General features: G+C 66.8%; 18 protein-coding genes. 13 read left to right on the plus strand and 5 right to left on the minus strand.

Annotated elements, in window-relative coordinates:
* Positions 1–579, minus strand: a 579-nt coding sequence (locus A5764_RS00005) for a DUF222 domain-containing protein (protein WP_156664429.1), incomplete at its 3' end; no start/stop codon positions are given.
* A gap of 235 nt (positions 580–814) precedes the next feature.
* Here A5764_RS00005 and A5764_RS00010 point away from each other — a divergent pair.
* From A5764_RS00010 to A5764_RS00030, 5 genes are read left to right on the plus strand one after another with little or no spacing between them, the layout of a single operon-like run.
* Positions 815–1,666: an IclR family transcriptional regulator gene (locus tag A5764_RS00010; RefSeq protein WP_067106518.1), complete on the plus strand. Its 852-nt coding sequence runs from the start codon at positions 815–817 to the stop codon at positions 1,664–1,666.
* A complete protein-coding gene (locus A5764_RS00015) occupies positions 1,663–2,586 on the plus strand; it encodes an alpha/beta hydrolase (protein WP_067106519.1) in 924 nt (307 codons plus the stop codon). Before A5764_RS00010 ends, A5764_RS00015 begins: the two co-directional genes overlap by 4 nt.
* Positions 2,587–2,646: 60 nt before the next feature.
* Positions 2,647–3,003 (plus strand): hypothetical protein, encoded by a 357-nt coding sequence (locus A5764_RS00020; RefSeq protein ID WP_067106522.1) that lies wholly within the window; start codon positions 2,647–2,649, stop codon positions 3,001–3,003.
* Positions 2,996–3,646 carry a Dabb family protein gene (locus tag A5764_RS00025; RefSeq protein WP_067106527.1) on the plus strand — a complete coding sequence of 217 codons (651 nt, stop codon included), beginning with the start codon at positions 2,996–2,998 and terminating at the stop codon, positions 3,644–3,646. Before A5764_RS00020 ends, A5764_RS00025 begins: the two co-directional genes overlap by 8 nt.
* On the plus strand, positions 3,643–4,137 hold the full coding sequence (locus tag A5764_RS00030) for a nuclear transport factor 2 family protein (protein WP_067106529.1): 495 nt from the start codon (positions 3,643–3,645) through the stop codon (positions 4,135–4,137). Before A5764_RS00025 ends, A5764_RS00030 begins: the two co-directional genes overlap by 4 nt.
* On the opposite strand, the gene A5764_RS00035 is transcribed toward A5764_RS00030, so the two are convergent.
* Together A5764_RS00035 and A5764_RS00040 are read right to left on the minus strand one after the other, a co-directional pair.
* Positions 4,106–4,993: an SDR family NAD(P)-dependent oxidoreductase gene (locus tag A5764_RS00035; RefSeq protein WP_067106533.1), complete on the minus strand. Its 888-nt coding sequence runs from the start codon at positions 4,991–4,993 to the stop codon at positions 4,106–4,108. The two genes, A5764_RS00030 and A5764_RS00035, sit on opposite strands and share 32 nt — an antisense overlap.
* On the minus strand, positions 4,990–6,921 hold the full coding sequence (locus A5764_RS00040; protein ID WP_067106536.1) for an NAD(P)/FAD-dependent oxidoreductase: 1,932 nt from the start codon (positions 6,919–6,921) through the stop codon (positions 4,990–4,992). The genes A5764_RS00035 and A5764_RS00040 overlap by 4 nt, the downstream gene beginning before the upstream one ends.
* 93 nt (positions 6,922–7,014) lie before the next feature.
* On the opposite strand from A5764_RS00040, the gene A5764_RS00045 reads away from it, so the two are divergent.
* The 7 genes from A5764_RS00045 to A5764_RS00075 all read left to right on the plus strand — a co-directional run bounded on the left by A5764_RS00045 (position 7,015) and on the right by A5764_RS00075 (position 13,547).
* Complete coding sequence (locus A5764_RS00045; RefSeq protein WP_197501155.1) at positions 7,015–8,595, plus strand: acyl-CoA synthetase; 1,581 nt, start codon at positions 7,015–7,017, stop codon at positions 8,593–8,595.
* 68 nt (positions 8,596–8,663) lie between these two features.
* Positions 8,664–9,143, plus strand: coding sequence for a nuclear transport factor 2 family protein (locus tag A5764_RS00050; RefSeq protein WP_067106785.1), 480 nt, complete (start codon positions 8,664–8,666; stop codon positions 9,141–9,143).
* On the plus strand, positions 9,140–10,012 hold the full coding sequence (locus A5764_RS00055) for an SDR family NAD(P)-dependent oxidoreductase (protein WP_067106542.1): 873 nt from the start codon (positions 9,140–9,142) through the stop codon (positions 10,010–10,012). The genes A5764_RS00050 and A5764_RS00055 overlap by 4 nt, the downstream gene beginning before the upstream one ends.
* Positions 10,013–10,079: 67 nt before the next feature.
* Positions 10,080–10,997 (plus strand): alpha/beta hydrolase, encoded by a 918-nt coding sequence (locus A5764_RS00060; protein ID WP_197501156.1) that lies wholly within the window; start codon positions 10,080–10,082, stop codon positions 10,995–10,997.
* Between the two features lie 45 nt (positions 10,998–11,042).
* Entirely contained in the window at positions 11,043–12,119 is a 1,077-nt protein-coding gene (locus A5764_RS00065; protein WP_067106548.1) for a hypothetical protein, read from the plus strand.
* A gap of 17 nt (positions 12,120–12,136) precedes the next feature.
* Positions 12,137–12,919: an SDR family NAD(P)-dependent oxidoreductase gene (locus A5764_RS00070; protein WP_067106552.1), complete on the plus strand. Its 783-nt coding sequence runs from the start codon at positions 12,137–12,139 to the stop codon at positions 12,917–12,919.
* Positions 12,920–12,956: 37 nt separating this feature from the next.
* On the plus strand, positions 12,957–13,547 hold the full coding sequence (locus A5764_RS00075) for a hypothetical protein (protein WP_156664430.1): 591 nt from the start codon (positions 12,957–12,959) through the stop codon (positions 13,545–13,547).
* A 49-nt stretch (positions 13,548–13,596) separates the two neighbouring features.
* Here A5764_RS00075 and A5764_RS00080 read toward each other — a convergent pair whose 3' ends face one another.
* Both A5764_RS00080 and A5764_RS00085 read right to left on the minus strand, forming a co-directional pair.
* The gene (locus tag A5764_RS00080; RefSeq protein WP_067106788.1) at positions 13,597–13,896 is read right to left on the minus strand and encodes a ferredoxin; all 300 of its coding nucleotides are present in this window, start codon (positions 13,894–13,896) and stop codon (positions 13,597–13,599) included.
* Positions 13,896–15,038, minus strand: coding sequence for a Rieske 2Fe-2S domain-containing protein (locus A5764_RS00085; RefSeq protein WP_067106559.1), 1,143 nt, complete (start codon positions 15,036–15,038; stop codon positions 13,896–13,898). The genes A5764_RS00080 and A5764_RS00085 overlap by 1 nt, the downstream gene beginning before the upstream one ends.
* A gap of 101 nt (positions 15,039–15,139) precedes the next feature.
* Between A5764_RS00085 and A5764_RS00090 the strand changes: the two genes are divergently transcribed.
* Entirely contained in the window at positions 15,140–16,837 is a 1,698-nt protein-coding gene (locus A5764_RS00090; RefSeq protein ID WP_197501152.1) for a 3-ketosteroid-delta-1-dehydrogenase, read from the plus strand.
* The last annotated feature ends 26 nt before the right edge of the window (positions 16,838–16,863 follow it).

The following is a 16,863-nucleotide window of genomic DNA, read 5'->3' on the forward strand; positions in this document are numbered from 1 at the left end:
CTTCCACTGAGCGATCAGCGCATCACGATGAGACGCCAACGCGGCGTCGAACTTCGCGGCATCCAGATGGCCCAGGGCGATCCGATAACAGCTGCCCTGCTCGGTGCTGGTCGTGGTGAACGAACCCTCGGGCTCGGGCCCAGACTCGGGATGCGGTCGCGGCTCCAGCTTGACCGCGGTACGCAACTGAGTGACCGTGGCGCACTGCGCCAACTGCGCGTAATGCTCATCAGATCCCTTACCGCCCCGCGCCGCAATCACCCCAACCTGATCCAACGAAAACCGCCCCTCCCGCAAGCCTTGGGCACACCGGGGAAACTCCTGCAGCCGGCCCGCGATCGTGGCGATCGTGTGCGCGTTGGCCGGCGAACACCCCGTCTTCCAGGCCACCAACGCCGGCACCGACCGCGCCCCGGTGATCCCGCCCAACTGGTCGCGATCAATCTCAGCGACGATCTCCACAATGCGCCCATCAATCGCATTGCGCTGACCACACAACTCCGCCAACTCCTCAAACAACACCTCAAGACGCTCGCGAGGACCCAGCCCCACAGCGCCAACAGATGCGGTCGAAGACATAACCTCATCATCGCAGCCACCACCGACAAACCCGGGCCACCCAGTCCTGAGCCAACTTTCATCGCCGCGGGCGTAACACACTGCGAAAGCGCCGGAATCTCAGCCCGGTTACGCTGGCGGGCTTCCCAGCGCGACGTGCGCCCAACGCGGGGGCTCAATACGTGACAGCGGCCACACCGGTGTGGTAAGAGTATATTCCTAATAGGAATATACCGGCTAGATACATGGAGGACCCATGTCAGCGACCGGCAGCGCCGCCGAATCGACCACCCCTACGGCCGTCATCGACCGGATCTCGCTGGTCCTCGACGCGTTCGACGGGCCGGGACGCCTGACGTTGGCCCAAATCGTCCGTCACACGGGCCTACCCCGCTCCTCGGCTCATCGGATGCTCGAGCGCCTGGTGCAGCTGCGCTGGCTGCGCCGCAGTGGTCGCGACTACGAACTCGGCATGCGCCTGGTGGAGCTGGGCTCCCTCGCGGTGCACCAGGATCGCCTGGTGCGGGCGGCCAGCCCGCTGTTGGGCGAATTGCACCGAGCCACTGGGCTTGTCGTGCACCTTGCCGTGCTGGACGGTGGCGACGTCGTGTACCTCGACAAGGTGGGCGACCCGATGAGCAGCCCCATCCCCACGCGGGTCGGCGGTCGGCAGCCCGCGCACTGCACGGCGGTCGGCAAGGCGATCCTCGCCTACAGCGACGAGGAAGCCGGCATCGATCTACGCACCCGCATGACCAAGTACTCGATCTCCAGCCCCCCGCAGTTGACCGCCGAGCTGGCCAAGGTCCGGGCCCACGGCGTCGCGTTCGAGCGCGAAGAGGCGCTACTCGGGTTCGGCTGCGTGGCAGCGCCTATCGGGGGCCTCGGTGAAGCCGTCGCGGCCGTTTCGGTGTGCGGTCCGATGAATCACATGAGATTCGATCAGCGACTTGCCGCGCCGGTGCGCATGACCGCGATGGGCATCTGGCGCAACATCGAAGGCGGCCCACAGCGCGTCGCGCCGACGCTGCAACCGCTGCGGCCGTTGCTGCCTCACCGGCCTTCGCGTCCGGCTTCATCCTCCCGGCCGGCCCTGCAGTACGCGTGAGCCTCGACCCACAGATCGCTGGGATGCTCGAACAGCTGGACGGCGGGTTCCCTCGCGTCCAGGACATGACCGGCGCCGAAGCCAGGGCAGTGATCCGGTCCAGGCTCGTGCCACCCGCCGAGCCGGAACCCGTCACCGAGGTCGCCGACCGCGTGGTCGACGGGCAGGGCGGTCCGATTCGAGTTCGCGTGTACCGATCCCAAGATGCGGGCCCGCTCCCCATCGTGGTCTACGCCCACGGCGGCGGATTCGTGTTCTGTGATCTGGACAGCCACGACTGTCTCTGCCGCAGCTTCGCGAATCTGCTTGGCGCGATTGTTATTTCGGTCGACTATCGCTTGGCGCCGGAGCACCCCTGGCCGGCCGGCGCCGAGGACGTCTACGCCGTGACGCGCTGGGCCTTCGAGAATGCCTCCGCGCTCGGTGGCGACGCTTCGCGCCTGACTGTTGGCGGCGACAGCGCCGGTGGAAACCTGGCGGCAGTGACCGCGATCATGGCACGGGATCGCGGCGGGCCGGCGCTGGCGGGCCAGCTGCTGCTGTACCCGATGATCGCCGCCGACTTCGACACCGCGTCCTATCGGCTGTTCGGTCGCGGGTACTACAACCCGAAGCAGGCGCTGCAGTGGTACTGGGATTGCTATGTACCGTCGCCCGACGACCGTGCGCACCCCTACGCGACGCCACTGCGCGCCGACCTGCGTGGGCTACCACCGGCCGTCGTCGTGATCGCCGGCCACGACCCGTTGCGCGACGAGGGAGTGGCCTACGGGGCGGCGCTGCAAAAGGCCGGTGTGCCAACCGTGCAGCTGCGCTATGAGGGCGGCATCCACGGCTTCCTGACCATGCCGATCTTCGACCTCGCGCACCGGGCCCGCGAACAGGCCACTGCGGCCTTCGCTGACCTCCTGCACCGCTAGGAACTCCCGGTAGCCGGGAGCCGGCCAGGCCGCGCCGCGCCGATGCCATACGGTCGGATCATGTCCGACGGCGAAATCTTCGTGATCGACCGGGTAGTCACGCGGCCCGGATGTGCCAGGCAGTTCGTCGACACCTACCTTGCCGAATACGCGCCCGGCGCCCGGGAACGCGGCCTGACGCTGCGGGACGTCCTGGTCAGCCCGCCGATCTGGTTCGAACGCTCCGACGACGAGGTCAACACCATCACGCTTATCTGGACACTGCCCAGCACGCAGGCGTGGTGGGAGATGACGTGGAAGGGCCGCCCCGACCCGGCACTGGGCGAATGGTGGTCGGGGATCCGCGAATTGGTGCAGGAGCGATCCCGGTCTTTCGCCGCCACCGCCGATGATGTGGACGGATTGTGCGATGTATAGCGTCGTCAGGTTGCTCGACGTGGTCGAGCAGGACCGCCGGCGACTGCTCAATGAATTGACCGACGCCGCCGCGGCGTCCGGCGCGAAGCGCTGGATCGTCGGGCCGACGTTGCCAGGAGCGCGCAATGGCGGTGACGTCCTGCTGCACCTGCGCTTCGGCTCCCAGGACGAGTACCGAAGCACTACAACGGCTTTGGCAACGATGATGACCGATCCGAGTGTGACTCGCGTCAATGGCGCGAACTACCTGGGCGAGCCCAACACCTGTGCCGCCTACCCGGGAACGGTGTATCGGACACTGCTGCTGCGGGTCTCGCCGCACGCCGACGCGACGACGGTGAGCAAATTCGAGCACCAGCTGTCGCTAATGCCGCGCTACGTGCCGGCAATCAGAGCCTGGCAGCTGAGCCGAGTGTGCGAAGCCGTTGGTGATTCGGCGTGGACCCACGTATTCGAACAGCAATTCTCCGACGTCGACGGGCTGATGGGCCCGTATCTGAAGCACCCGATCCACTGGGCGGTCGTAGACCGCTGGTTCGACCCCGAGTGTCCCGAGGTCATCGTCCATGATCGGGTGTGCCACAGCTTCTGTCGATCCGTAGCGCGCGCATTGGCACCACTGGCAAGGGACGGACGTCAATGAATCCCAATGCGTTGCAGTCCATGCTCGACGAGCGAGACATCGAGCGTGCCCTGTACGCCGCGGCACGCGCGATGGACGACCGCGACTGGAAACTGCTGGCAACCATCCTCGCCGAAGACGCGGTCGGTGATCTCGGCACGGGTCGCATCGAGGGCGCTGCGGCCATCATCGACCTGATCCGCGGCTTTCTTGACTCCTGCGGGCCCACCCAGCATCTGCTCGGCAATGTCGTCGTCGAGGTGACTGGTGACACCGCGGTGTCTCGGGCCTACGTGCACGATCTACACCTGTCCGCAGACCTGACCGAGCGGTTCTACACAATCGGCGAATACCGGGACACCTGGCAGCGACGCGCGGGACGGTGGCTCATCGTCGAACGGATCAAGGCCAATCGGGCGTATGCCGGTTCTCTCGATGCGGTGTTCCGGGTCCGGCCACATGAGCAATCCGGTGCGGTGACTAAAGCCCTGCGGCAAGGACATTCGGGTTAGCCGTCGGGGGCGGTTCGAGCGGCGATAACACCGTGGTGCCATCCAAGCTGCGCACCGGCAGTCGCTGTGACCAGGGATAGTGCAGGCTGAACGCGACCAGGCCCGTGCGCTCCGCGGCGGCCAGGTGGCACATCGCCAGCACGGTCTCGACCAGGTACTCCACCGGTTCGGTCGGGAAGGAATCCGGGATCAACCGCGCGGCTCCCGGCGTGCGGATCGCCGTCGACGGACCGACGCAGTTCACCGCGATATTGGCGTCGAGCAGCTCAGCGGCCGCCCCCTGCGTGAACCGGTGCAGGGCGGCCTTCATGGACGCGTAGATCACGTCGCCCGACGTCTTGTTGTACTCGCGATACGGCCGCACCGGGGCCACGCCGGTGACCGAGCCGATGTTGACAATCCAGCCCGCGCCCTGCTTGCGCATGTGCGGCACAGCCGTTTTCGTCAGGATGAACGGGACGCGCAGGTAGTGCTCCACGGTGCGGTCGAACGTTTCCAGGCTCATGTCTTCGACCGGCGAGTAGTCGGCGAAACCGGCGTTGTTGACCAGGATGTCGATGCGGCCGGTGCGATCCAGCACGGTGTCGATCAGGGTGTCACGCTGCTCGGCATCCTCCAGGTCGGCCGCGATGCCGAACGCCTGCCCACCGGCGGCCTCGATCAGGCCGACCGTCTCGGCGATGGTGCCGGGCAGCGTGGCGGTCGTTCCGGCCCTCGTCGACACGGACGGGGTGGGCGACCGCGCCGTGACCGCCACGGTCGCACCCTCGGCGGCCAGTCGCTGCGCGATCGCGCGGCCGATGCCTCGGCTGCTGCCAGTCACCAAAGCGGTTCTACCGCAAAGTAACCGGCTCATCGCAGCTCGAGATCGTGCTCGACGGGCGCGCGATGATCGCGCCAGAAGTCGACCAGGCGGTACGGGAAGGCGGTCACGATCCGCCCGCCGCCCGAGCGGTAGTAGGTGTGGGCCGACGGAGTGTGGCACCAGACGGTACCGGCCATAGTCGCATCGATGTCGGCGACGTAACGCTCATAGGCGCGCTGCGTCACCTCGATCGTGGCGGCCTTGCGCAGCGCCATCAACTGAAGGCATTCCATCACGTAGTGCACCATCACTTCGACGCCGAAGTTGTGCCCAGCACCGTGCCCGGGGCTGTAGTTCGGCGCCGAGGAGATGAACATGTTCGGAAAGCCCGGCACCATTCCGCCGCGGTAGGCCCTGGGAATGTCGCCCCACTCCTCGGTCAGTCTCCCGCCGCCGCGGCCCCGGATATCCACGGTGGAAAGGAAATCCAGGTAGTAGCCAGTCGCGTAGACGATGACGTCGAGGTCGATCTGCCGGCCGTCGGCCGTCACGATTCCGGCCTCGTTGACGCGGGCCGGCTCGCTGGCCTCGACATCTACGTGTTCGCGCGCCAGCGCCGCGTAATAGCCGCCGGGGTCACGGATGATGCGTTTGCCGTAGGGAGCAAAGTCGGGCGTGACCTTGCGGGCGAGGTCGCTGCCGGCGCCGAATGACCGGTCGATGTAGTCCAGGCACATCTGCAGCAGCGCGTCGTTGGCCGGTGAGGTCGACAGGTGCTCGGCCGCCCAGTCCGGGTCGTGCAGTATCACCGGGTAGTTATTGTCCGCCGTGCCCCAATACGACTTGAGCCGAACCCAGTTGGCGTAGAAGGGCAGCCGGGTGCCCAGCCACCGCTGGTAGGCGGGGACGTCGTCCGACGCCCGCCTCCGCGGCGCCACCCAGTGCGGTTGACGTTGGAATACCGTCAGGTGCGCGACCCGGTCCACGCAGGCGTCGACGATTTGCACCGCGGTACATCCCGCGCCGATGACCGCGACCCTTTTACCGGTCAGGTCCAGGTCGGGATCCCACTGCGCCGAATGAATGGAGATACCCGGGAACGTCTCGCGGCCCGGCAGATCCGGCCACCGCGGGCGGTTGAGGTAACCGGCCGCCGGGATCACCGCGTTGGCGTAGCTGACGTCGCGGGCGCCGTTGGGGCCCACGGAGTGGATCTGCCACCGCTGGCGCCGCTCCTCCCACCACAGGGCTTCGACGTGGGTACCGAATCGTGTGTGGGTGCGCACGTCATTCTTGTCGGCCACCGATACCAGGTAGGCCTGATACTCGGCGCCCTGCGGGTAGTAGCTTGACCAACCGCCATTGATGTCTCGCGACAGCGAGTAATACGCCGACGGGGTGTCCACGCCGATGCCCGGATAGGTGGTCGTGTACCAGGTGCCGCCGACCTCATCGTTTCGCTCGAAGATCTGGTAATCGACGCCGGCGTCGGCCAGTTCCAGCGCGGCGGTCAGCCCGGCGATACCGGCGCCGATGACCGCCACCCGAAAGCCTGCGGGAAGCTCGGCCGTGCGCGGCAGGACCGGCTGCGGCGGCTGGAATCCGCCTTGCTCCAACAGCAAGGGGACGTACTCGGGCTCGACCGTTCCCCCGAGCGCCACCGGCGCGATGCGCGCGAACAGGCCGGGATCGTCGGCAGGTACGGCCGCGGCCGGGCGGGCAGACTGAACCGCGGCGACCACCGCCTCGACAAGCGCCGCGGTCGTCTCGGGATCGGTGACCCCGGCCTGCTCCGGCGGATCCGGCACATAGCTGATTTTCGGTGCGAACCGGTCAACCACTCCTGGGTCGCCGGTCAGTTGCGCCAGTACGGCGACCAGCACCCCGGGGTCCGCCCGACGCAAGTTGGCCCGCAGTTCCTCGAGGTCCAACTTCGGCCGGCCGGTGCTTTCGGCAGTGACGGGAACGCCAGCGCTCATGCCAACGAGTATCGAGGCCGTCCGCGGTTGTGTGGGGACCCTTGTCTACTCAGCGGGATACCAGCGGTCCGCTCATCGATGGCCGCGCCTACCGTGGTGGGCATGCAGCCCGATGATCTGGACACCCTGATCAGGCGGGCACGCGGTCATGGGCTCGGCGATGTTCCCCGCCGGTCGGCACGCCGGTCGCCGCGCAAGGTCGCGATCATCGACGGCGACGTCGTGCTGACATTCGGCGAGTTCGATAGCCGCGTGGATCGCGCGGCGGCCGCCCTACGCGACAACGGCTTTGAGGCCGGCGATCGTATCGGGTTGTTGTCGCACAACTGCTGGCAGTACGCCGTGCTGGCGTTCGCGACGGCGCGCGCCGGGGTGATCTTGGTGCCCGTCAACTTCATGCTGACCGCCGAGGAGATCTCCTACATTCTCGACCACAGTGGGGTCAGTGGATTCATTGTCGAAGCGGATCTGGCGCCAACGGCCGAAGAGGCGATGCGGCGCGGCGGCGCGGTCAAGACCGGCGTTGCTCTGGCGCCCGCCGGGCACGACGCCCCGCCCGGCTGGGATGACTTCGCTCGGTGGCTGACCACCGACACCGCGGCCCCGAATCCACACATCGATGACGACCAACTGATCCGGCTGATGTACACGAGCGGAACCGAGGCCCATCCCAAGGCGGCCATGCACACCAGCCGCAGCCTGATGTGGCAATACATGAGCACGATCCTCGCCGGGGAGATGGCCCACGACGACATCGAAATCCACTCGCTGCCGCTTTACCACTGCGCGCAGTTGGACAACTTCCTGGCCACCGACGTCTATCTCGGCGCCACCAGCATCATCCTGCCTCGGCCCGACCCCGAAACGGTGCTGCGGACCATCGAGCGCTACGGCGTGACCAACTACTTTGCGCCCCCGACGGTGTGGATCGCGCTGCTGCGCTCCCCCATATTCGATGAGGTAAATCTGTCGAGCCTGCGCAAGGGTTACTACGGCGCATCGGCAATGCCGGTCGAAATCTTGGCAGAAATTCGGCAACGGCTGCCCAATCTTCGGTTGTGGAACTTCTACGGCCAGACCGAGATGGCGCCGCTGGCATCGGCGCTGGCGCCCGAGGAGCAGGACGCGCACGCCGGTTCGGCCGGTCGTCCGGTCGCCAACGTCGAGACGATCATTCTCGACGACGACAACGTTCCGGTCGCCGCTGGTGTGCTCGGTGAAATCGCCCATCGCAGCCCGCATTTGATGCTCGGCTATCTCGACGACCCGCATCGCACCGCCGAGGCTTTCCATGGCGGCTGGTTTCATTCCGGCGACCTGGGCTACTACGACGAGCATGGGCTGCTATATGTCGTCGACCGCAAGAAGGACATGATCAAAACCGGGGGCGAGAACGTCGCCAGCCGAGAGGTCGAGGAGATTCTCTACCGGCACAGCGGCATTCAGGAGGTCGCGGTCTTCGCCCTGCCGCACCCGGAGTGGGTCGAGGCGGTCGTGGCGGCGGTCGTTCGCCGCGACGGCGCAACCGTGACCGAGGAGGAGATCGTCGCGCACTGTCGGGCCCACTTGGCCGGCTTCAAAACACCGAAACGCGTCTTCTTCGTCGACTCGCTTCCGAAGAACCCCAGCGGCAAGCTTCTCAAACGCCTGCTGCGAGACCGCTTCAGCCGCTGAGCCACGCGATGTTCCACTGACCGGACAATCGAGCTGTGACCGGGGCCGCGTCGGGGTTCACTGAGCTCATGACCGACGACGTCACGCTGTCCGAGCTGCAGGAGTTCATCGGCGGCTTCTGGTACCACTACGACGAAGCCCACTTCGACGAGCTGGCGGTTGCCTATGCCCACGATGTGCGCTACCTGACCAGAAGCGATTCGGGCACCAGCCCTTTCGAGGAAATGATGTCACCGGAGCTAAACGGTCGCGACACCGTGATGCAGTGGCTATCCGAACATCGCAACGAGGGCCCGTACCCGCTACGCCACCACGCCACCAACGTGCACCGCACCGGCACCGACGGTGACATCACCCGGGCACGGTTTTACATCTTCGTCAACCAGACCGCCAACTTCGTGCCGTTCGCGGTGTCCAGCGGGGTCGTCAACGTCGCGGTGCGGCGCGGCGTGAACGGGCTCGAGTTCACCGAGATGGATGTCGTTCTGGATGCGACCAATTCGGTCGCGCTGTCGGAGCTGACTGCCGGCACCGCCGCCGGTTCGTGAGCGCTCGGACAACGTTTGCCGGGGGCGTCGCCGTGATCACCGGGGCCGGCGCAGGCATCGGTGCGGGCCTGGCGCGACACGCCGCCCGGCTGGGCATGACCGTCGTGCTGGCCGACATCGATGCCGGCGCGATCGCGGCGCTGCGCGACGAAATCTGCGCGGCCGGCGCCGTGGCAACCGACATCGCCTGCGATGTGCGCGATCCCGACGCGGTGCAGGCACTCGCCGATCGGGTGTATCGGGACGTCGGTCCCGTGCGACTGCTGGCGAACAATGCTGGCGTCGAACAGTTCGGCTACCTGTGGGATACGCCGGTGACCAACTGGCGGCGCGTCGTGGATATCAACATCAGCGGAGTCTTCTACGGGGTGCGCGCCTTTCTGCCCAAGATGATGGCCAGCGACGAGCAGACATGGGTGTGGAACATGTCGTCGGTCGGCGGAGTGGTGACGATCCCGTTGCAGGCGCCCTACATCGCGAGCAAGCACGCCGTGCTCGCGCTGACCGAATGCCTGTATCTGGATGTTGAGGATGCCGGACACGCCCACCACATCCATGTGCAGGCCGTCCTGCCCGGGGCGGTGGCTTCCAACATCTTCGAGTCGGCCGGGGGCGTCGAACCCACGGGCGCCGGCGATGTCGGCGCCGCCGAGGCGCAGCGCTCGGCCATGATCGACATCAAGGCCGGGGCGATGGATCCGCTCGCCGCCGCCGAGACCCTGTTCGAGCAGGCCGCCGAGGGCCGCTTCTACCTCCTTACTCAGCCGGGCACGGTCGGCGCGGCGATGGCGGAGCGCGCGAATACCTTTGTGTCCCAACAGCCGCCGGTGCTGCGTACCGAGAGTCGATTCAACCCTGCCAAGCGGTGACACGGTGACTCCCGCATTGGATCCCGACGCCGCCGCCCGCGTCGCATCGTTCGGGACCGTCGCGCCCATGCGGGAACGCGGCTTGGCCGCTGTGCGTGCCGGACTCGAATCCACTCCGCTGCCCGAGGCGATGCCCGAGATGGCCGCCATCACCGAGGCGGCCATTCCAGGTCCGGGCGGCGATATCCCGGTCCGGATCTACCGCCCCAAGGAGGCTGCAGGCGGCCCGGTGCTGGTGTACTTCCACGGCGGCGGGCTCGTGATGGGCTCGAATCACTCATTCGAGCCGCTGGCGCGTGAGCTGGCCGCGGCGTCGGCGGCCACCGTCGTCGCCGTCGACTACCGGTTGGCCCCGGAGTCGCCGCCACCCGCACAGTTCGACGACTCGTACGCTGCGACCGAGTGGGTGTTGCGGAACGCGTGTGAGCTGGGGCTGGACGCGGAACGACTCACCGTGATCGGCGACAGCGCCGGTGGTTCCCTGGCGGCGGCGGTGGCGCTGGCCGCGCGTGACCGCGGCGGGCCGGCGATCTATGCCCAGGTGCTGCTGTATCCCGGGCTGGACCGCGACATGGATGTTCCTTCCATGGTCGCGCTCGACCAGGCGCCGATGCTCACGCGCGACGACATCGACTACATGCACGCGCTGGTGGACGGTGCTGCGGGCTCGCCCCGCGACCCGTACCTGGTCCCCGCATACGCCTCGGACCTCTGCTGCCTTCCCCCGGCGATCGTCGTGACGGCGGGCTGCGACCCTATCCGGGACTGGGGCGAGCGCTACGCGGCCCGGTTGTGCGCCGCAGGTGTGCAGACGACCCTTACGCGCTATCCGGGCATGTACCACGGCTTCTTGATGCGCTCGGATGCGACGGCGCGGGGCCGGCTGGCCGTCGCGGAGGTCGGCGCGCTGCTGCGGGCCAAGTTCAACCATCCCCTTCGTTTCGACGTCCCGATGACCGGACGCCCGCCCACCGAATCGCGTTGACGCTGCGCACAATCAATCGATCCAGAATTGCAGAGGAGACAGCTGATGCTCACCGACGAGCGGCGGATGACGCTTTCCGACGTGTTGCGGCCGGCGGCGCCGCCCCGGGAGATCGAGAACGTGTACACCGACGATCAGCGCGAGCGCCTGCTCGACGTGGCGCGCACCGAGGGACCATGGAAGTTGATCATCGCCCAGCACTTCGCGTCTGCCGAGGAACTGATCGCGACCATGAGCGGCGTCTTCCCCGAAGGCTTTACGCCGTCGCTCGACCTGTTCCTGACACCGACCTTCCGTGGCTACCTCGCCAACTACGGGGCCGTGCTCTACCCGCAACTGCACGACTGCTTCTACAACGAGCGCTTCCTGGAGTTGGCCAAGAGTTACTGGAAGGCCGAATACGCCAAGCCGCAGCTGATGCTGTTCAACATCAACGGGCCGTGCGCCAACCGCGATCCCGGGCACCTGGATTCACCGAGCTTCCGCGGCGTGCGGCACGAGAACGCACCGACGTGGCTGACCAGTGTGATGGGCAAGTCCGGATTGTTCGGCGAATACCTGATCAAGATGGCCCAGGTGATCACCTGGTTCTCGCTGGACAGTGGAAGCGGATTCACCTACTGGCCCGACGGACCACTCCAGGCACCCAAGCGTGTGCGGCCGCCGATATACAACCGCGGCCTGGTGGTGCAAAACGAGATGATGATGCACCGTGGCGAGGCGAACGGGCCGTTGGACCAACAGATTCCGGCCGGCCTGGCATTCGACACCGTGTTCAGCGGAGACCCAAGCGACGCCGACCACTGGCTGCTGAAAAACGACGACGCGGTGATCGCCCGCCATCGGACGGACGAACTGCGGTTCCTAGTGCACTGGTCGGCCGAGGTGTTCTCCGACTACGACGAGCTGAAAAAGAACATGGAGGGCTCCGACGACCTGACTATCGAAAAGGCCATCGACATCATGGTCGACGACGTCAACTCCAAGGGGATCAAACTCGACATCCCCGGCCAGCCGCTGCACGATCCCGCCTTCATCAACGCGCTCAACGCCGCCTACGACTTGGGCGGCCCGTCGGTGTACCCGGAGGAAGCCGCGGTCAGCGCCTTCCAGCTCGCTTAAACGAAAGGGCGTGCGTGATGGATCGTTTCGCCGATCGACGCGTCATCGTCACCGGCGCCGGCTCCGGCATCGGAAAGGCGACCGTGGAACGGCTGCTCGACGAGGGCGCCACCGTCGTGGCCTACGACGTCTCGGCGGACGGGCTGGCGGGGACCGCGGCGGCCGCCGACCACGCGGGCACCGGCAAGCGACTGACAACCGCTGTTCTCGACGTCTCCGACGAGGGCGCCGTGACGGCCGCGATAGACGCGGCCGTGGCCGACCTCGGCGGCCTCGAGGTCTTGGTCAACGCGGCCGCCATCCAGCGCTGCGCCAACACCCACGAACACACGCTGGCCGACTGGAACGCCACCCTGGCGGTCAATCTCACCGGGACCTTTCTGATGACCCGCCAGGCGCTTCCGGCGCTGCTGGATTCAGGCCGCGGCGTGGTCGTCAACTTCACCTCCACCGCAGCGTCATTCGCGCACCCGTACATGGCGGCTTACGCGGCCAGCAAGGGTGGAGTGCTGTCTTTCACCCACGGATTGGCGCTCGAATACTCCAAGCAGGGGCTGCGCGCCATCAACATTCAGCCCGGCGGCGTGGCCACCGCGCTGGCGCTGACCACCCTGGACAAGATGCCCGAGGGATACGACCTGGGCTTGTGGGCCAAGCAGACTCCGCTGCTGCACGGCAAGGAGAACGGGGTCCTGGGCGACCCCGGGTCGGTGGCCGCGGTGATCGCCATGGCCGCCTCAGACGACGGCGTGTTCATCACCGGCACCGAAATCCGGATCGACGGCGGCGCGCACGCCTGAACTCTGCTCACGGCTGGAGAGAGGTAACGACAGCTTGATGGTCGCGAGTGCCAACATCAGCAGCGGCAGCGGCTTCGCCGCCGAACGAGCCACACGTGTGGATGATCATTGTCTACGATATCGACTTGACGTCGTTGCCGGGAGCGCCAGCGACCCCGTGCTATCGGCCGGGGGCTGGATGTTCGACCGGGCCAGGGCGGGTTGGGCGGTATCGGTGTTGCTCGCCGGTGCCGGGGATACCCGGCCGCTACGGATCCTCGGGCTGCGGGCGGTGGATCTCGACTTGAAGTCGCTATCGGAATTTCTCGCGCCACAGGACGGCACGGGCCGCACTTTGGCCGTCAGCGCTGAGGTGTTCGCCGCGGACCTCCGCCTCCCAGAGGAGGTATTCGAAGCCCGGGACCACCGTCTGACCGAAGTGGCGTTGTGGGGTGAAGGGTGGCCCGCTGGGGTCAATCGCACGATGACCAGGGTCCAACACGTGTTGAGCCCAGCGGCGCGGGTGTTCAAGCGCCACGCGCTTGCCGCGGCCGGGACTCTTTGTGACGCAGTCGAAGCCACCGAGACCCTGCTATCCGATACGGCCACTTGCCTACCCGTCGACCCGGACCTGATCCGGCTCGGCTAGTGGCAATGAGCAAGCGGGAGTTCGGACCCCCACGCGACGCCGGAACCAACTATGTTGCTAGTCTTGCTATCTCGTCGACAATGGTCAACTCGCCGTGGCGCACCGCGTCGAGGATCGACTCGCTCAGCGCTGTGCAGGCCAGGAATACTCCCCTACCGTGCGCCGACATCTTCCGGGCCTCGGCGCGCTCGGGGCAGCGGGCCGTCGCGTCGGCGTTCCATTGCACGCTGGTCTGGTTCCAGGTGCTCTTGCGAGCCAGCACCCGCGCGCCGCAGGTCCTGCATGCCACCGGCGCCATCGGCAGCTCGTCGAGCCGGTTGTCTACCCTGACGAACGAATCGAGTGTCATCACACCGAGCCCGACAGCGTTTCCCGGGCGGCCATATTCGCCTCGACCTCTCTCATCCACGCCTCGTGGGGACGGGTCGTGTCCAGCTCGAACTCGAAGCGGTCCACCATGTCCGGTTGCACCTCGGCGGCATCGACGTAGAACTGCTGGTACCAGCGGCGGAGCTGGTAGACGGGGCCGTCCTCCTCGACCAGCAGCGGGTTGTCGATGCGCGCCTTGTGCCGCCAGATCTCGACGTCCTGCTCGAAACCGAGCTTTACGAAGTCGCCGAGGCTGATCGCGGTCTCGATGGCCTGATCGCCCGGCAGCGTGTCGGATTTCTTCACGATGATGCCATATTGCAGCACAAAGGAATTCGCGTCGATCGGATAGTGGCAATTGATGAGAATTGTTTGGGCGTCGCCATTCTCATAGTGATAGGTGAGATCGTCGATCATGAAGGATGGGCCATAGTACGACGCCACCGACGTCGTGCCGAGCATGGTCGTCCCTTCGGGGCTACCCAAGTCGGGGCGGTTCCCCCCGTTCATGTACTGCGTCGCGACGTGCCCCTCGAAGATGTTCTTGAAGTACGTGGGCAGCGACCCGTGGATGTAGAAGAAGTGGGCCATATCCACGACGTTGTCGATGATTTCGCGACAATTGCTGTGTACGACGGTGGTGTACCAGTGCCAGTCGGTCCATTCGTCGCTCGTAGCGCCCTCGATGCTTGGGATCGTGACCTCCGGCGGAGGCGGCCTGCGCTCCGGGTCGTTCCACACGAACAACATCCCGTCCTGTTGCAGGGTGGTCCATGCCGCCGTCCGCGCGAGTTTGGGGGTGCGCCGGCTGTAGGGCACCCGCTTGCACCGTCCGTCACCGCCCCAGCGCCAGTCGTGGAACGGACACGCGATCTCGCCGCCCTTGACCTCGCCCCGCGAGAGGTCACCGCCCATGTGGCGGCAGTACGCGTCGAGCACGTTGATGTCGCCGTCCGCGCCGCGGAAGACGACAAGCTTGTGCCCGAAGGCGTTGACCGCGTGCGGCTTGCCGTCACCGAAATCCCGGATCAAACCAAGGCAGTGCCAGCCGCGGGCGAACCGTGTCGGTGCGGCCTGCGCTTCGATGAGCCGAACCTCGTCGGCCTCCGACTGCGACGTCATAAGCATGATTAAACTCCCGTGGCCGGCCGATGGGGCCGGGTTGTTCCACTGATCAGGATGGCTCTTCCATCGCCGCGCCGCCCCGGCATAGCGTTTCCCACGTGACCCAGCGCAGCACGACGATCCCCGCCGGACTTCGTGTGGCCGACACCTCCGTCGACCTGCTCGTGATCGGGTCCGGCACCGGCATGGCCGCAGCGTTGGCCGCCCGCGAACGCGGCCTGTCGGTGCTGATCGTGGAGAAGTCGTCACAGGTGGGCGGTTCGACGGCCCGGTCCGGCGGCGCGTTGTGGCTGCCCGCCTCCCCCGTTTTGCGCGAGGCCGGTGCCGACGACACCGCGGTGCGCGCCGCGACGTACCTGGACTCGGTGGTTGCGGGCTCGGCGCCCCGGCAACGCTCGGCCGCATTTGTGACGCAGGTACCCGCCATGGTCGAGATGCTGCGCCGCACCACCCCGCTGCGGCTGTTCTGGGCCCGCGACTACGCCGATTACCACCCCGAGGACCCCGGCGGCAGCGCGGCGGGCCGCACCTGCGAATGCCGCCCCTTCGACACTTCATTGTTGGGCGAATACCGGACCCGTCTGCGGCCCGGCGTGCTGGAGGCGGGCGTCTCGATACCGACCACCGGCGCCGACTACCGCTGGATGAACCTGGTAACCCGGGTCCCACACAAGGGCATTCCGACGTTCGGCAAACGGGTGGCACAGGGCCTCGGTGGCCGGCTGCTGGGCCGGCGCTACGTGGCGGGCGGCCAGGGCCTGATGGCCGGGCTGTTCGCCGGCGTGCTGCGCGCCGGCATCCCGGTGTGGACGGACACCACCCTAAAGCGCCTCGATGGTGATCGTGATCGCGTGACGGGCGCGGTCGTGGACCACGAGGGACGCGAGGTGACCGTCACCGCCCGGCGCGGCGTCGTGCTGGCCACCGGCGGTTTCGACCACAGCATGGACATGCGGTGGAAATTCCAGTCCGAATCGCTGGGCGCCCACCTGAGCCTGGGCGCCAAGTCCAACACCGGCGACGGAATCCGCGCCGCCCAGGAGTTGGGCGCGGGCATCGCCTTGATGGACCAGGCGTGGTGGTTCCCCGCCATCGCACCGCTGCCCGGCAAGGCGCCCGCGGTGATGCTGGCCGAACGGTCACTTCCGGGCTGCGTGATCGTCGACCAGAACGGTCGCCGGTTCGCCAACGAGTCGTCGGACTACATGACATTCGGCCAGCGGCTGCTGGAGCTTGAGCGGGCGGGCAGCCCCGTCGAAGCGATGTGGATCGTCTTCGACCAGCAATATCGCAACAGTTATGTCTTTGGCGCGCAATTGTTTCCGCGAATGCACGTCCCGCAGGCGTGGTACGACGCCGGCATCGCGTTGCGGGCGGACAGCCTCGCAGAGGTCGGCGCGCGGATGGGCCTCCCGTTGCCCGAATTCCGCCAGACGATGACGCGATTCAACCAAAACGCTTCCGCCGGTGTGGATCCCGACTTCGGCAGGGGCCGCAGCGCATACGACCGCTACTACGGCGACCCGACGGTCAAGCCCAACCCCAATCTGCGTCCGCTGATCAAGGGACCCTTCTACGCGGTGAAAATGGTGCTCAGCGACCTGGGCACCTGCGGCGGCCTCGAGGCTGACGAGCGGGCGCGGGTGCTACGCGAAGACGGCGGCGTGATCGCCGGGCTGTATGCGATCGGCAATACCGCAGCGAACGCGTTTGGCACCACGTATCCCGGCGCGGGGGCCACCATTGCGCAGGGCCTCGTGTATGGCTATATCGCGGCCCGCGACGCGGCCGGCTAGCGGTGATCGGGAGCGCGGCAAAGCCG

Origin of the sequence: Mycobacterium sp. 852002-51057_SCH5723018 (assembly GCF_001667035.1) — a bacterium.
In the GTDB taxonomy this organism is placed as follows: Bacteria; Actinomycetota; Actinomycetes; order Mycobacteriales; family Mycobacteriaceae; genus Mycobacterium.